Raw genomic sequence first — 12,741 nt, forward strand, 5'->3', positions numbered from 1 at the left:
CTTCCTTACTCGATGAGGTCGCCACGTAACAAGAACTTACCGGCAGCAATGGTGCCAACGAAACCAAACATTGCAATCAGCAATGCGGCCTCAAAGTAAGTTTGTGTATTTTGGAACATGCCCAGTAGTAAAAGCAGTGCCAGCGAATTGATATAAATAGTATCCAATGCCAGTATCCGGTCGGGCAAATCGGGCCCCTTAACCAGCCGCCAAAGGTTCATTAATATCGATAGGCTGAACAACAAAAATGCAATTTGCAAAATAGTACCTAGCATTCAAATATCTCCTTTAGACGGCGCTCGTATCGGTGACGGATCGTATTGATCACTTGCTCTGGATCGTCTTCCGAAAACGCATGGATCAGAATGCCCTTCCTGCCTCGTGTTATTTCACAAGATACTGTACCTGGTGTGAGGGTTATAGTACTGGCAAGGATGGTAACCGGCAGTTCTTCTTTCATGTCTAACGGGTAAACAAAAAAGGCCGGCTTGATGCTTTTGCGACTACCTAAAATAAGGGCTGCGACTTTAAAGTTGGCGACAACGATATCAAACAGCAGGATAAAGAAGTAAATTACGGCTAAATGCGGTTTTTTAACCTCTGCAAAATGAGGCCAGGCCGGACGTAACAGTATCGGTATTAACAAAGAGAAGACTACGCCCAATAGCACTACACCGGCGCTGAGAGAGTTAAATAACAACAACCATATCAGTAATAAGAATGCGCTGAGTAGTGGGGCGGGCATCAGCTTATTCATGTTCACCTCCCGCGCGTTTTAACACATGAACCGGATAACTATCGACGTCAGTTAACTGATCAGCAACCGCATCGGTATATTGACGGATAGGGTTGGCAAAAATACTGATTAATAAGGTCAGTGATAATAACGAAGCCAGTGCTATTCGTTTACCCAGCGGCGCCGACTGCTCAGATGCTTTGCCGGATAGGGTATGCCAAATCATTTTGCTACCCGCACGCGTGACTGCTACCAGCATGACGAAAGTAGCGCCGATAATCGCGCCCCAAAGCCAGAAGTTATGGCCATTGGCAGCAGCGGATTCAAGTATCATCAATTTAGATACGAACCCTGAGAGTGGTGGTAGCCCAATAATGGCAATCGCGCCGATCAAAAAGAATGTCGCATAGGTCGAATGGTTTGCCATTTTCTTACCCGAGACGATACGGGAGGCTGTCTTACCCCGTTCAAAGGCCATCAGGTCGGCGAGTAAAAACAGTGCTGCCGTAATAAAAGTGGAATGAATTAGATAAAATAGCGTGGCGCCGGTAGAGGCTGCTGATGACAGACTGAAGGCCGCCACCAGCGAGCCCACCGAGATAACGACTAAATAAGCCACCATCAGTCGTAGATCGCGCGCTGCAAGTATACCGATAGCACCGGCAACTAATGTCAACAAGCCCATAATCCATAGCCAGTCATGAGCAACCAACGCTAATTCATTAGCGTCAGGGCCAAATATTAGCGAGTAAACGCGGATAATTGAGTACACGCCAACCTTTGTCATGATGGCGAATAATGCCGCGACCACGCCTGTGGTTGTTGAGTATGCCTGTGGTAACCAAAAATGCAGTGGCAGTATTGCGGCTTTCAGGCCGAAGACAATTAGCAGCATTAACGAGCCCGCTTTAGCTAACATTGCCTGGTCGCCGGTCAGTGACTGAATTTTCACCGCCATATCTGCCATATTGAGTGTGCCGGTTACGCCGTAGAGTACTCCGATGCTAATTAAAAATAGTGCTGAACCTAATAGATTAAGTAGCACATAATGCAGCGTTGCGCGCACGCGGAATTTACCGCCACCATGCATCATCAAGGCATACGACGAAATAAGTAATACCTCGAAGAACACGAACAGGTTGAAGATATCGCCAGTGGCAAAGGCACCCATGATGCCCATAATCTGGAATTGATAAAGCGCCTGAAAGTGCGACCCGAGGTTATCTTCTGCGTAACAACCATAAATCAATACTGGTAGAGCTAACACTGCGGTTATCAGCATCATTAGCGCGCTGAGACGGTCTACCATCAGTACGATGCCAAAGGGAGCATCCCAGTTGCCCAATAAGTACACCAGCATGTCTTGTTGCTGTACTTCGACTAACAGTGCAACCGCAGCAATTAGCGTTAAAATACTGGCCAATAGGCCGATGGCACGGCGCTTAGGCTGCGGTCGGTTGCCCCAGGGTAATAACTGCAATAATGCAGCAAATAACGGAATCAGAATGGGTAATATAGCAAGGTGTTGTTGCAACATCAGCGTTTACCCTCCGACGAACTATCTGAATCACTGACTTCGTCGGTGCCGACTTCGCCACGGGTGCGCACGGCAAGAATAATCGAGTACGCCGTCATCGCAAAACCGATAACTATAGCCGTTAACACCAATGCCTGAGGCAGCGGGTCGGCGTAGCTGTCTTGCGTTCCGAGTATGGGCGCGCCATCGATAGTCAGGCGTCCGGTCGAAAACAGAAACAGATTAACTGCATAAGAAAGCATAGTAATACCCACCACAACCGGGAATGAACGGCCACGGAGAATTAAAAAGATGCTACACGCGGTCAATATACCGACAGTGACTGAATAGAGTGTTTCCATTAATTGCCCTCGTACGTTGGACGGTGGCGAGTGGTCATCTTGCCAAAGTTACTGAGAATCATCATGGTCGCGCCGATAACGGTTAGGAACACACCGAGATCAAAGAGTAGCGCGGTCGCGAACTCCCACTTCCCAACCACGGGCCATTTTAGGTAAGTGAACCAACTGGTTAAAAATGGCTTGCTAAATAGCCAGCTACCCAGGCCGGTCAGCGCGGCAATCATCACCCCAATGGACATTAACGACTGGTAGTTAACGTTAAAGCGCCCTTTAACCCAGTCGACGCCATTGGCGATGTATTGCAAGATCATAGCGGAGGCGGCGATAAGCCCGGCGATAAAGCCCCCGCCTGGTAAGTTATGGCCGCGTAAGAAAATATAAACCGCAACCATCATTGCCATCGGTAATACCAAATTAGCCACGTTAGTTAGCATTAACGGGTGTTTAATGCGGTGCCATGGGCGCCCGTCAACATCGCTGGATGGCATAAACGGCTTCAGTTTATTCAGCAGTTTATGAATACCCGCAGCGGCAATCGCCAACACAGTGATCTCGCCGAGCGTGTCAAAGCCACGAAAGTCGACCAGTATGATGTTGACCACGTTCGTGCCACCACCGCCGGTTTTGGCATTGGCAATAAAGAAGTCAGAGATGGACTCGGCGGGTGAGGTTAAAATGGCAAAGTTGAGGGTTGCCACGATCCCACCTATAAAGCTGGCAATAATAATATCCCGGAATACCCGATGCCCGCTCGATGCCCGCGCAGTTTTTTGTGGCATAAAGAAGAGTGCCAAAATCATCAAAACAATACTGACGACCTCGACCACTAACTGTGTCATGGCCAAATCAGGAGCTGAGAAATGAGCAAACGCTAGCGATACCATCAGGCCAACGACAGACAGCATCATCAACATCACAAACCGGTTACGGTGTAGGGTTGCGGTCGCAAATGCGGCAGCAATTAGTACGATGGCGCCAACCATCGATACGACATCAATAGGTTGCTGTGGTTTTCCGCCGGTAATGGCACTAAGGTCAATTAATGACGGCAACATGATGACGATAACGCTGATCAGCACAAAAGCGACGTAACGTTGCAGGGAGCCAGTATCAAGCCGATCAAACAACTGTGCTGCGCGGTCGCTGATGCGTTGTACGATACGTTCGAAATTATGTTTTGCATCCTGGCCATCAAACTGTCGGTTAAAGGTAAATAATTGATCCCGCGCGGCATAAATTAAGATGCCGGCAACGACCGCGACAAAACTCATCAGTAGCGGTAAATTAAAACCGTGCCACAAGGACAACTTAACCGTTGTACTGGCATTGGTTACCGAGCTGGCTGCGACGTCTAATATGCCGGACACCATGGTCATGGGCGCAAGACCAATGGCTATACACATAATAGCCAGAATAGCGACGGGTGCCGACATCATGCGTGGCGGGTCGTGGGGCTTCTTCGGTAATTCTTTATAGTCACCATTAAAAAACACGTCATGAATAAAGCGAATCGAATACGCCACCGATAGTGCCGCGCCAACGGTAGCCAAAATAGGCACAAACCATGACAAACCACCAAACAAGTGTTGCTGCACAGCCTGAACCAGGAACAACTCTTTAGACATAAAGCCGTTAAATGGCGGTATCCCAGCCATTGAGGCGGCGACAACCATAGCCAGTGTCGCGGTCAAGGGCATTAATCCCATTAGTCCCTGTAGCTTGCGCATGTCACGTGTGCCGCTCTCGTGGTCAATGATACCTGCGGTCATAAACAACGCGGCTTTAAAACAGGCATGGTTAATAATGTGGAACAGCGCGGCAACAATGGCTCCCTCTGTACCGATGCCAAGCAACATACAAATTAAGCCCAGATGACTAACAGTCGAGAAAGCTAGTAACCCTTTTAGGTCGTGCTTTAGTAGCGCAAAGTAGGCACCCACTAACATGGTTATTAAGCCAACCACAGTAACGATAGTTAGCCACATCTCGGTACCACCTAAAACCGGATGGAACCGGGCAAGCAGAAAAATACCGGCTTTGACCATCGTAGCTGAGTGCAAGTAAGCACTTACTGGTGTTGGGGCTGCCATGGCATGAGGTAACCAAAACTGGAACGGGAACTGTGCGGATTTGGTAAACGCCCCCAGTAATACCAGTACTAAAGCCGTAGCATAGTAATCGTGGTTTTTGATGGTATCGGCTGCGGCCAGAACCGCATCAAACTGATAGCTACCGGCAATATTACCAATCAGCAATAGCCCGGCCAGTAGCGCCAAACCGCCTGCACCGGTAGTGGCTAATGCCATCCGTGCACCACGGCGTGCATCACTGCTATGGAACCAATAGCCAATTAACAGGAACGACGAAATACTGGTTAGCTCCCAGAAGGCCCACATTAGCAGAATGTTGTCTGCCATTACGATACCCAGCATAGAGGCCATAAACAGCAACAAACAGGCGTAGAAACGCCCCTCGTCATCGTCACTGGACAAGTAATAGTGGGCATAACCGATAATGAGCACGCCAATCCCCAGGATGAGGCTCACAAACAACAATGACAGTCCATCCAGACGCAAGGCAAAGTTAAGCCCCAGCGCAGGAAGCCACTCGACAAACTGTTTGGGCACATCACCGGCAAAAGTGGCAGGAGCGTAATTGAGTAATACGGCAATGCAGCTGAGTGGCACCGCCAACGTAATCAATGTTTGTACTGCGCGTGGAGTACGTTTAAACAATAACGGTAGCAACGCTCCGAAAAGCGGCGCCATGATAATAAAGAGTAAATTCATAGGCTCTTATAATTCCTGTTGCCATTCCCAGTGGTAAAGCTCAGTGATTGATTATTAGGCGCTTTATCTGTTTAAATTTAACTGTCTTGAGTACGAATTTACCATCCCAGCGGTTTACTGCCAACTGAATCCGACAGCAAAAACATGTCGTTTCACCGACAGTTGAGAAAAAAAGTAAGATAGCCCTACCACATCGTATTTTTATCTGTTACAATTCGCCGCCCTTTTTATAAGGGAAAAACCAAAGGCAGCACGACCCGAGAGGGTCTGTTTTTTTAACTAAGCGGGGCACTGAAATGATCCAAATGCAAACTACCCTGGACGTTGCCGATAACTCCGGCGCGCGCAGCGTACAATGTATTAAGGTTCTAGGTGGTTCGCACCGCCGTTACGCAAACATCGGCGATATCATCAAAGTTACTGTCAAGGAAGCAATTCCGCGCGGTAAGGTGAAGAAAGGTGATGTTGTTAATGCGGTGGTCGTTCGCACCAGAAAAGGCGTCCGTCGTCAAGACGGGTCGGTCATCCGTTTTGACCGCAACGCGGCTGTGTTGTTAAACAACAACCAACAGCCCATTGGTACTCGTATCTTCGGGCCGGTAACTCGTGAGCTGCGTTCAGAGCAGTTTATGAAAATTATCTCGCTGGCACCAGAAGTTCTATAAGGAGTCCATTATGGCGGCAAAAATTAGACGTGATGACGAAGTAGTCGTCCTGGCAGGTAAGGACAAGGGCAAGCAAGGCAAAGTTCTTAAAGTTCTTACCGATAAAGATCGCGTGATCGTAGAAGGCGTCAACGTTGTCAAGAAGCACCAAAAGCCAAATCCGGCACTTGGTGAATCTGGCGGCATCGTTGAAACAGAAGCGCCTATCCACGTATCGAACGTAGCGATCCTTAACCCAGAGACAGGTAAAGCAGATCGTGTTGGATTTCGTACTGAAGACGGCAAAAAAGTCCGTTTCTTCAAGTCGAACAACGCAATCATTTAATTCAATTTTGGAGTTTTACGATGGCGAAACTGCATGATTTTTACAAAGAATCGGTAGTTCCTGAACTAGTTAAAGAGTTCAGCTACAACAGCGTCATGCAAGTCCCTCGGATTGAGAAAATCACCCTGAATATGGGTGTTGGTGAAGCTCTGGCTGACAAAAAAGTACTTGATAACGCAGTTGCGGACCTCGAGGCCATTTCTGGTCAAAAGGTAATCCGTACTGTTGCACGCAAGTCTGTCGCCGGTTTCAAAATCCGTGAAGGCTTCCCGATTGGCTGTAAAGTAACTCTGCGCGGCGAGCGCATGTGGGACTTCTTGCAACGTTTAATCTCGATTGCAATCCCACGTATCCGTGACTTCCGTGGCCTCAACCCTAAATCGTTTGACGGTCGTGGTAACTACAGCATGGGTGTTCGTGAGCAGATCATCTTTCCGGAAATCGACTATGACAAAGTCGACAAGGTACGTGGTCTGGATATCACCATTACCACAAATGCTGGCACAGATGACGAAGCTCGTGCTTTGCTAGCTGCCTTTAACTTCCCGTTCAGAAAGTAAGGTGTAGAGTTATGGCAAAACAGTCAATGAAAGCGCGTGACGTTAAGCGAGCAAAACTCGCTTCTAAGTACGCAGAAAAACGCAACGCACTGAAAGCGGTCATTAATGACGTAAATGCATCAGACGAAGAGCGTTGGGAAGCAGTTCTTAAATTGCAACAGCTCCCACGTGATGCCAGTCCGACGCGTCAACGTAACCGTTGTCGTATTACTGGTCGTCCTCATGGTTTCCTTCGTAAATTCGGCATGAGCCGTATTAAGGTCCGTGAGATGGCGATGCGCGGTGAAATTCCTGGCTTGAAAAAAGCTAGCTGGTAAGCCACGAATCACGGGAGAAAGCAAATATGAGCATGCAAGATCCAATTGCGGATATGTTCACACGCATTCGCAACGCTCAAGGTGCTAATAAAGTTACAGTGAAAATGCCTTCATCTAAGCAGAAAGTGGCAATTGCCGAAGTGCTTAAACAAGAAGGTTTCATTGTTGGCTTTAACGCCGAGAGTAATGCAAAACCTGAGCTTGAAATCGAATTGAAATATTTCGAAGGCAAGCCAGTAATAGAATCAATCGAGCGCGTTAGTCGCCCTGGTTTGCGCATCTATAAGAAGCGCAACGAGCTGCCTAACGTGATGGGTGGTCTTGGTATCGCTGTTGTTTCAACATCGAAAGGCCTAATGACCGATCGTGCCGCTCGCCAAGCTGGTCTTGGTGGCGAAATCATCGGTTACGTAGCGTAATTAGGAGGTAGGAAATGTCACGTGTTGCTAAAGCACCTATTGAAATTCCTGCTGGCGTTGAAATTGCGCTAAATGGCCAGGAAGTAACAGTTAAAGGTGCTCAAGGCTCACTGAGTCGCGTAGTCAATAATGCCGTTGAATTGGTAAAAGAAGACAACGAACTGCGTACTGTTCCGCGTGATGGCGTTGCTAACGCTACTGCGCAAGCAGGTACTGCGCGTGCATTGTTGCAAAACATGGTGGTTGGAGTAACCAAAGGGTTCGAACGTAAGTTACAACTGATTGGTGTTGGTTACCGTGCGCAAGCGCAAGGTAAAAAACTTAACCTGACGTTGGGCTTTTCACACCCTGTGGAGTTCGAGATTCCTGAAGGAATCACCATTGAAACTCCTTCTCAAACCGAGGTTGTCGTTAAAGGCGCAGATAAGCAGTTAGTTGGTCAAGTTGCCGCTAACATTCGTGCATACCGTAAGCCAGAGCCTTATAAAGGCAAAGGTGTTCGCTATGCAGACGAGCAAGTGCGCCGTAAAGAAGCCAAGAAAAAGTAGGGTAATACGATGGACAAGAAAGCAGCTCGCTTACGTCGTGCTACTCGCGCACGTAAACAAATTAAAGCGTTGGGTGCAAATCGACTGGTTGTACACCGTACACCGCGTCATATTTACGCACAGTTGATCGCCCCAAACGGTTCTGAAGTGCTGGCAGCCGCATCGACGGTTGAAAAGGCAGTTCGCGACCAAGTGAAAGCAACGGGTAACGTTGATGCCGCTAAAGTCGTGGGCAAAATCATCGCTGAGCGTGCGGTAGAAAAGGGCGTTACAAGCGTCACTTTCGATCGCAGTGGTTTTAAATACCACGGCCGCGTTGCTGCATTAGCAGACGCTGCACGCGAAGCTGGACTTCAGTTCTAGGAGACGAACATGGCAAATGCAGAAGCTCAAAACGGTGAACTGATCGAGAAGTTGATTACGGTCAACCGTGTGGCGAAAGTTGTTAAAGGTGGTCGTATCTTTAGCTTCACCGCACTGACTGTAGTTGGCGATGGCAAAGGTAAAGTCGGTTTCGGTTACGGTAAAGCACGTGAAGTTCCAGCAGCTATTCAAAAAGCTATGGAAAAAGCACGCCGTAACATGGTATCGGTGCAGCTGAAAGGCGAAACTTTGCAACACCCTGTTAAGGGTCGTCACTCAGGTTCACAGGTATACATGCAACCTGCTTCTGAAGGTACAGGTATCATCGCCGGTGGTGCGATGCGTGCAGTACTGGAAGTTGCAGGCGTTCATAACGTGCTGTCAAAAGCATACGGTTCAACCAACCCAATCAACGTGGTTCGTGCAACTATCAAAGCACTGAACGACATGAAGTCGCCGGAGCAAGTTGCGGCGAAGCGTGGATTGCGCGTTGACGAAATACTGGGGTAGTGAACAATGGCGAACAAGACAATCAAAGTAACACAGACGCGTAGCAGCATCGGTCGTTTACCGAAGCATAAAGCTACACTACGTGGCTTAGGTCTCCGCCGCATTGGTCACACAGTAGAGTTGGAAGACACTGCTGCAGTCCGCGGTATGGTGAACCAAGTAAATTACATGGTTAAGGTGGAGGGATAAATGATGGAATTAAATAATCTTTCTCCTGCACCTGGTGCAAAAAGCAGCAAAAAGCGCGTTGGGCGCGGTATTGGATCAGGTCTGGGTAAAACCGGTGGTCGCGGTCACAAAGGGCAGAAATCTCGCTCTGGTGGTTCCGTTAAGCCAGGTTTCGAAGGCGGTCAAATGCCAATCCAGCGTCGTCTGCCAAAATTCGGTTTCACTTCTCGCAAGGCTATGACCACTGCAGAATTGAACCTGGCAGAGATTGCGAAAGTCGAGGGTGATGTTGTTGATTTAGCAACATTGAAAGCTGCTGGTTTAATCCGCAAGAACGTGTTGGCTGCTAAAGTCATCAAGTCTGGCGAAATCAGCCGCAAAGTGACCGTTAATGGTCTAAAAGTCACCAAAGGCGCTCGCGAAGCTATTGAAGCTGCTGGCGGCAAAATCGAAGGATAGAGCTCATGGCTAAACCAGGATTGGAATCAAATCGAGCGCAAGGTGGCACGTCGGAACTCAAGCGTCGCCTGTTGTTTGTATTAGGAGCGATTATCGTTTTCCGAGCGGGCTCCTTTGTGCCTATTCCTGGTATTGATGCCGCAGTTTTAGCTCAGTTGTTCGAACAACAGAAAGATACCATCGTTGCCATGTTTAACATGTTCAGCGGTGGTGCTTTGGAACGTGCGTCGGTATTTGCACTAGGTATCATGCCGTATATCTCGGCCTCGATTATTATGCAGTTGGCAACCGTGGTTCATCCGCGCCTTGCCGAGCTTAAGAAAGAGGGCGAATCTGGGCGACGTAAGATCAACCAGTATACGCGCTGGGGTACCTTAATACTGGCGACTTTCCAATCTGTTGGTATCGCTACCGGTTTACCGAATCTAATGCCGGGTCTTGTTATTGATCCAGGCTTTGGTTTTTACTTTACCGCTGTAGTGAGCTTAGTCACCGGGACAATGTTCCTGATGTGGCTAGGCGAACAGATTACTGAGCGTGGTATTGGTAACGGTATCTCTATCCTGATTTTCGTGGGTATTGTTGCAGGTTTACCATCAGCAATTGGGCAGACGTTTGAGCAAGCACGCCAAGGCGACTTGCACTTACTGCTGCTGTTGTTAATCGGTGTGGTTGTGTTAGCAGTCACTTACTTCGTAGTTTTCGTAGAGCGTGGACAACGTCGTATCGTTGTTAACTATGCAAAACGGCAGCAGGGTCGTAAGGTGTTTGCAGCGCAAAGTACACACTTGCCATTGAAAGTTAACATGGCCGGTGTTATTCCGCCGATTTTCGCATCGAGTATTATTTTGTTTCCTGGTACCATTGCGACCTGGTTTGGGTCGGGTGAAGGTATGGTTGCCGATATTTTACAACAAGTATCGATGACTTTATCTCCAGGTCAGCCGCTTTATGTGCTATTATACGCGGCTGCAATTATTTTCTTCTGTTTCTTCTATACCGCGTTGGTATTTAATCCTCGCGAGACGGCAGATAATTTGAAGAAATCCGGCGCTTTCATCCCGGGCATACGCCCAGGTGAACAAACGTCGCGGTACATTGACAAAGTCATGACTCGGTTAACCTTAGCTGGTGCACTGTACATTACCTTTGTCTGTTTGGTTCCTGAGTTTATGATGATTGCATGGAACGTGCAGTTCTACTTCGGCGGTACATCGTTATTGATTATCGTTGTTGTCATCATGGACTTCATGGCACAGGTACAGACTCATATGATGTCTCATCAATATGACTCTGTGCTGAAAAAAGCTAACCTAAAAGGCTACGGCCGCTAAGGTTAGGTAGAACGGAGAGTAGCAATGAAAGTTCGTGCTTCCGTGAAGAAAATCTGTCGTAACTGCAAAATCATCAAGCGCAACGGTGTTGTGCGTGTGATTTGCACTGATGCTAAACATAAGCAACGACAAGGTTGATTCGAAGGAAAGGTGGGTGGCCTAAGGGTCGCCCCCTTTGAAGTGTTTGCAATTCGGCATTCGGTTGAGTATCCTAACGGGCTTTTCAACTGATGCCTACAAATTATAGGAGACGTGTTAGTGGCCCGTATCGCTGGCATTAACGTTCCTGACAATAAACATGCAGTTATTGCTTTAACTGCTATCTACGGTGTTGGCCGTACTCGCTCACAGGCTATCTGTGCAGCAACGGGTATTGCTGAAGACACTAAGATTGGTTCATTGTCAGAAGACAAACTAGACGCGCTTCGTGACGCAGTTGCCAAATATGTAGTAGAAGGTGACTTACGTCGTGAAGTATCAATGAACATTAAACGGTTGATGGATCTCGGATGTTTCCGTGGACTTCGTCATCGTCGCAGCTTACCTCTACGTGGACAGCGCACTAAAACAAATGCGCGCACTCGTAAAGGTCCGCGCAAACCAATTAAGAAATATGGGGGATTGAGTAATGGCTAAAACACCAACTCGCTCTCGCAAGCGCGTTAAAAAGCAAGTTGCCGATGGCATGGCTCACGTTCATGCATCTTTCAACAACACCATTATTACCATTACTGATCGCCAGGGTAACGCACTTTCGTGGGCTACTGCAGGTGGGTCAGGTTTCCGTGGTTCACGGAAGTCAACGCCGTTCGCAGCACAGGTTGCCGCAGAACGCGCAGGTGAAATGGCGAAGGAATACGGACTTAAAAACCTGGAAGTATTTGTGAATGGTCCAGGCCCAGGTCGTGAATCATCGATTCGTGCCCTGAATGCCGTTGGTTACAAAATCACAAATATTACCGATGTGACACCGATTCCTCACAACGGTTGTCGTCCGCCTAAGAAACGTCGCGTTTAAGGCGTGAATCGATAGTTGGAGAAAGATCATGGCAAGATATTTGGGTCCTAAGCTCAAGCTGAGCCGTCGCGAAGGAACAGATTTGTTCCTGAAAAGCGGCGTACGCGCAATCGATTCTAAATGTAAGATCGAAACTGCACCAGGACAACACGGCGCGCGTCGCGGTCGTTTGTCAGATTACGGTGTGCAGTTGCGCGAGAAGCAAAAAGTTCGTCGTATGTACGGCGTCCTAGAAAAGCAATTCCGTAACTACTATAAAGAAGCCGCTCGTCTGAAAGGCAATACCGGTGAGAACCTGTTGCAGTTGCTTGAACAGCGTTTGGATAACGTAGTTTATCGCATGGGTTTCGCGTCTACACGCGCTGAAGCTCGCCAACTGGTCAGCCACAAGGCTGTAGTTGTAAACGGTCAAGTTGTTAACATTCCATCATTCAAGGTTCGTCCTGAAGATGTTGTATCAGTACGTGAAAAAGCTAAAAAGCAATCACGTATCGCAGCAGCATTGGAATTGGCTGAGCAGCGTGAAAAGCCAGTTTGGTTAGAAGTAGACAACAGCAAAATGGAAGGTCAGTTCAAACGTCTTCCAGAACGCACTGACTTGTCTGCTGAAATTAACGAACAGTTGATCGTAGAGCTTTACTCTAAGTAAAGC

The 12,741-nt window shown here is 48.1% G+C and carries 20 protein-coding genes; 15 read left to right on the top strand and 5 right to left on the bottom strand.

Annotated elements, in window-relative coordinates:
* Positions 1 to 5: 5 nt before the first annotated feature.
* The 5 genes from KZ771_RS01250 to KZ771_RS01270 are packed head-to-tail and all read right to left on the bottom strand — an operon-like array spanning position 6 to position 5,403.
* Positions 6 to 275 carry a K+/H+ antiporter subunit F gene (locus KZ771_RS01250; RefSeq protein WP_133539522.1) on the bottom strand — a complete coding sequence of 90 codons (270 nt, stop codon included), beginning with the start codon at positions 273 to 275 and terminating at the stop codon, positions 6 to 8.
* Complete coding sequence (locus KZ771_RS01255) at positions 269 to 757, bottom strand: Na+/H+ antiporter subunit E (RefSeq protein WP_133539521.1); 489 nt, start codon at positions 755 to 757, stop codon at positions 269 to 271. Before KZ771_RS01255 ends, KZ771_RS01250 begins: the two co-directional genes overlap by 7 nt.
* A complete protein-coding gene (locus tag KZ771_RS01260) occupies positions 750 to 2,273 on the bottom strand; it encodes a monovalent cation/H+ antiporter subunit D (RefSeq protein ID WP_290654129.1) in 1,524 nt (507 codons plus the stop codon). Before KZ771_RS01260 ends, KZ771_RS01255 begins: the two co-directional genes overlap by 8 nt.
* A complete protein-coding gene (locus KZ771_RS01265; protein WP_133539519.1) occupies positions 2,273 to 2,614 on the bottom strand; it encodes a Na+/H+ antiporter subunit C in 342 nt (113 codons plus the stop codon). The genes KZ771_RS01260 and KZ771_RS01265 overlap by 1 nt, the downstream gene beginning before the upstream one ends.
* Positions 2,614 to 5,403 carry a monovalent cation/H+ antiporter subunit A gene (locus KZ771_RS01270; RefSeq protein WP_290654130.1) on the bottom strand — a complete coding sequence of 930 codons (2,790 nt, stop codon included), beginning with the start codon at positions 5,401 to 5,403 and terminating at the stop codon, positions 2,614 to 2,616. The genes KZ771_RS01265 and KZ771_RS01270 overlap by 1 nt, the downstream gene beginning before the upstream one ends.
* A 296-nt stretch (positions 5,404 to 5,699) precedes the next feature.
* Between KZ771_RS01270 and rplN the strand changes: the two genes are divergently transcribed.
* From rplN to rpsD, 15 genes are all read left to right on the top strand, one after another.
* Positions 5,700 to 6,068 carry a 50S ribosomal protein L14 gene (rplN, locus tag KZ771_RS01275; RefSeq protein ID WP_006956444.1) on the top strand — a complete coding sequence of 123 codons (369 nt, stop codon included), beginning with the start codon at positions 5,700 to 5,702 and terminating at the stop codon, positions 6,066 to 6,068.
* 10 nt (positions 6,069 to 6,078) lie between these two features.
* Positions 6,079 to 6,393: a 50S ribosomal protein L24 gene (gene rplX, locus KZ771_RS01280; RefSeq protein WP_133539517.1), complete on the top strand. Its 315-nt coding sequence runs from the start codon at positions 6,079 to 6,081 to the stop codon at positions 6,391 to 6,393.
* Positions 6,394 to 6,413: 20 nt separating this feature from the next.
* Entirely contained in the window at positions 6,414 to 6,953 is a 540-nt protein-coding gene (rplE, locus tag KZ771_RS01285; RefSeq protein WP_133539516.1) for a 50S ribosomal protein L5, read from the top strand.
* A gap of 11 nt (positions 6,954 to 6,964) precedes the next feature.
* Positions 6,965 to 7,270: a 30S ribosomal protein S14 gene (gene rpsN / locus KZ771_RS01290; RefSeq protein WP_133539515.1), complete on the top strand. Its 306-nt coding sequence runs from the start codon at positions 6,965 to 6,967 to the stop codon at positions 7,268 to 7,270.
* A gap of 26 nt (positions 7,271 to 7,296) precedes the next feature.
* Complete coding sequence (gene rpsH, locus KZ771_RS01295) at positions 7,297 to 7,689, top strand: 30S ribosomal protein S8 (protein ID WP_133539514.1); 393 nt, start codon at positions 7,297 to 7,299, stop codon at positions 7,687 to 7,689.
* Positions 7,690 to 7,703: 14 nt separating this feature from the next.
* Complete coding sequence (gene rplF, locus KZ771_RS01300) at positions 7,704 to 8,237, top strand: 50S ribosomal protein L6 (RefSeq protein WP_133539513.1); 534 nt, start codon at positions 7,704 to 7,706, stop codon at positions 8,235 to 8,237.
* Between the two features lie 9 nt (positions 8,238 to 8,246).
* A complete protein-coding gene (gene rplR, locus KZ771_RS01305; RefSeq protein ID WP_133539512.1) occupies positions 8,247 to 8,600 on the top strand; it encodes a 50S ribosomal protein L18 in 354 nt (117 codons plus the stop codon).
* A 9-nt stretch (positions 8,601 to 8,609) separates the two neighbouring features.
* Positions 8,610 to 9,110 (top strand): 30S ribosomal protein S5, encoded by a 501-nt coding sequence (rpsE, locus tag KZ771_RS01310; RefSeq protein WP_133539511.1) that lies wholly within the window; start codon positions 8,610 to 8,612, stop codon positions 9,108 to 9,110.
* 6 nt (positions 9,111 to 9,116) lie between these two features.
* On the top strand, positions 9,117 to 9,299 hold the full coding sequence (gene rpmD, locus KZ771_RS01315; protein ID WP_008488644.1) for a 50S ribosomal protein L30: 183 nt from the start codon (positions 9,117 to 9,119) through the stop codon (positions 9,297 to 9,299).
* A gap of 3 nt (positions 9,300 to 9,302) precedes the next feature.
* Positions 9,303 to 9,737, top strand: a complete 435-nt coding sequence (gene rplO, locus KZ771_RS01320; RefSeq protein WP_133539641.1) for a 50S ribosomal protein L15 — start codon at positions 9,303 to 9,305, stop codon at positions 9,735 to 9,737.
* Positions 9,738 to 9,742: 5 nt separating this feature from the next.
* Entirely contained in the window at positions 9,743 to 11,071 is a 1,329-nt protein-coding gene (gene secY / locus KZ771_RS01325; protein WP_290654131.1) for a preprotein translocase subunit SecY, read from the top strand.
* Positions 11,072 to 11,095: 24 nt separating this feature from the next.
* The gene (gene rpmJ, locus KZ771_RS01330) at positions 11,096 to 11,209 is read left to right on the top strand and encodes a 50S ribosomal protein L36 (protein ID WP_006956433.1); all 114 of its coding nucleotides are present in this window, start codon (positions 11,096 to 11,098) and stop codon (positions 11,207 to 11,209) included.
* Between the two features lie 120 nt (positions 11,210 to 11,329).
* Complete coding sequence (gene rpsM, locus KZ771_RS01335; protein WP_290654132.1) at positions 11,330 to 11,707, top strand: 30S ribosomal protein S13; 378 nt, start codon at positions 11,330 to 11,332, stop codon at positions 11,705 to 11,707.
* A complete protein-coding gene (gene rpsK / locus KZ771_RS01340) occupies positions 11,700 to 12,089 on the top strand; it encodes a 30S ribosomal protein S11 (RefSeq protein WP_133539508.1) in 390 nt (129 codons plus the stop codon). Before rpsM ends, rpsK begins: the two co-directional genes overlap by 8 nt.
* A 28-nt stretch (positions 12,090 to 12,117) precedes the next feature.
* A complete protein-coding gene (rpsD, locus tag KZ771_RS01345) occupies positions 12,118 to 12,738 on the top strand; it encodes a 30S ribosomal protein S4 (RefSeq protein ID WP_133539507.1) in 621 nt (206 codons plus the stop codon).
* Positions 12,739 to 12,741 lie beyond the last annotated feature (3 nt).

Origin of the sequence: Idiomarina sp., assembly GCF_019431395.1 — a bacterium.
GTDB lineage: Bacteria > Pseudomonadota > Gammaproteobacteria > Enterobacterales > Alteromonadaceae > Idiomarina.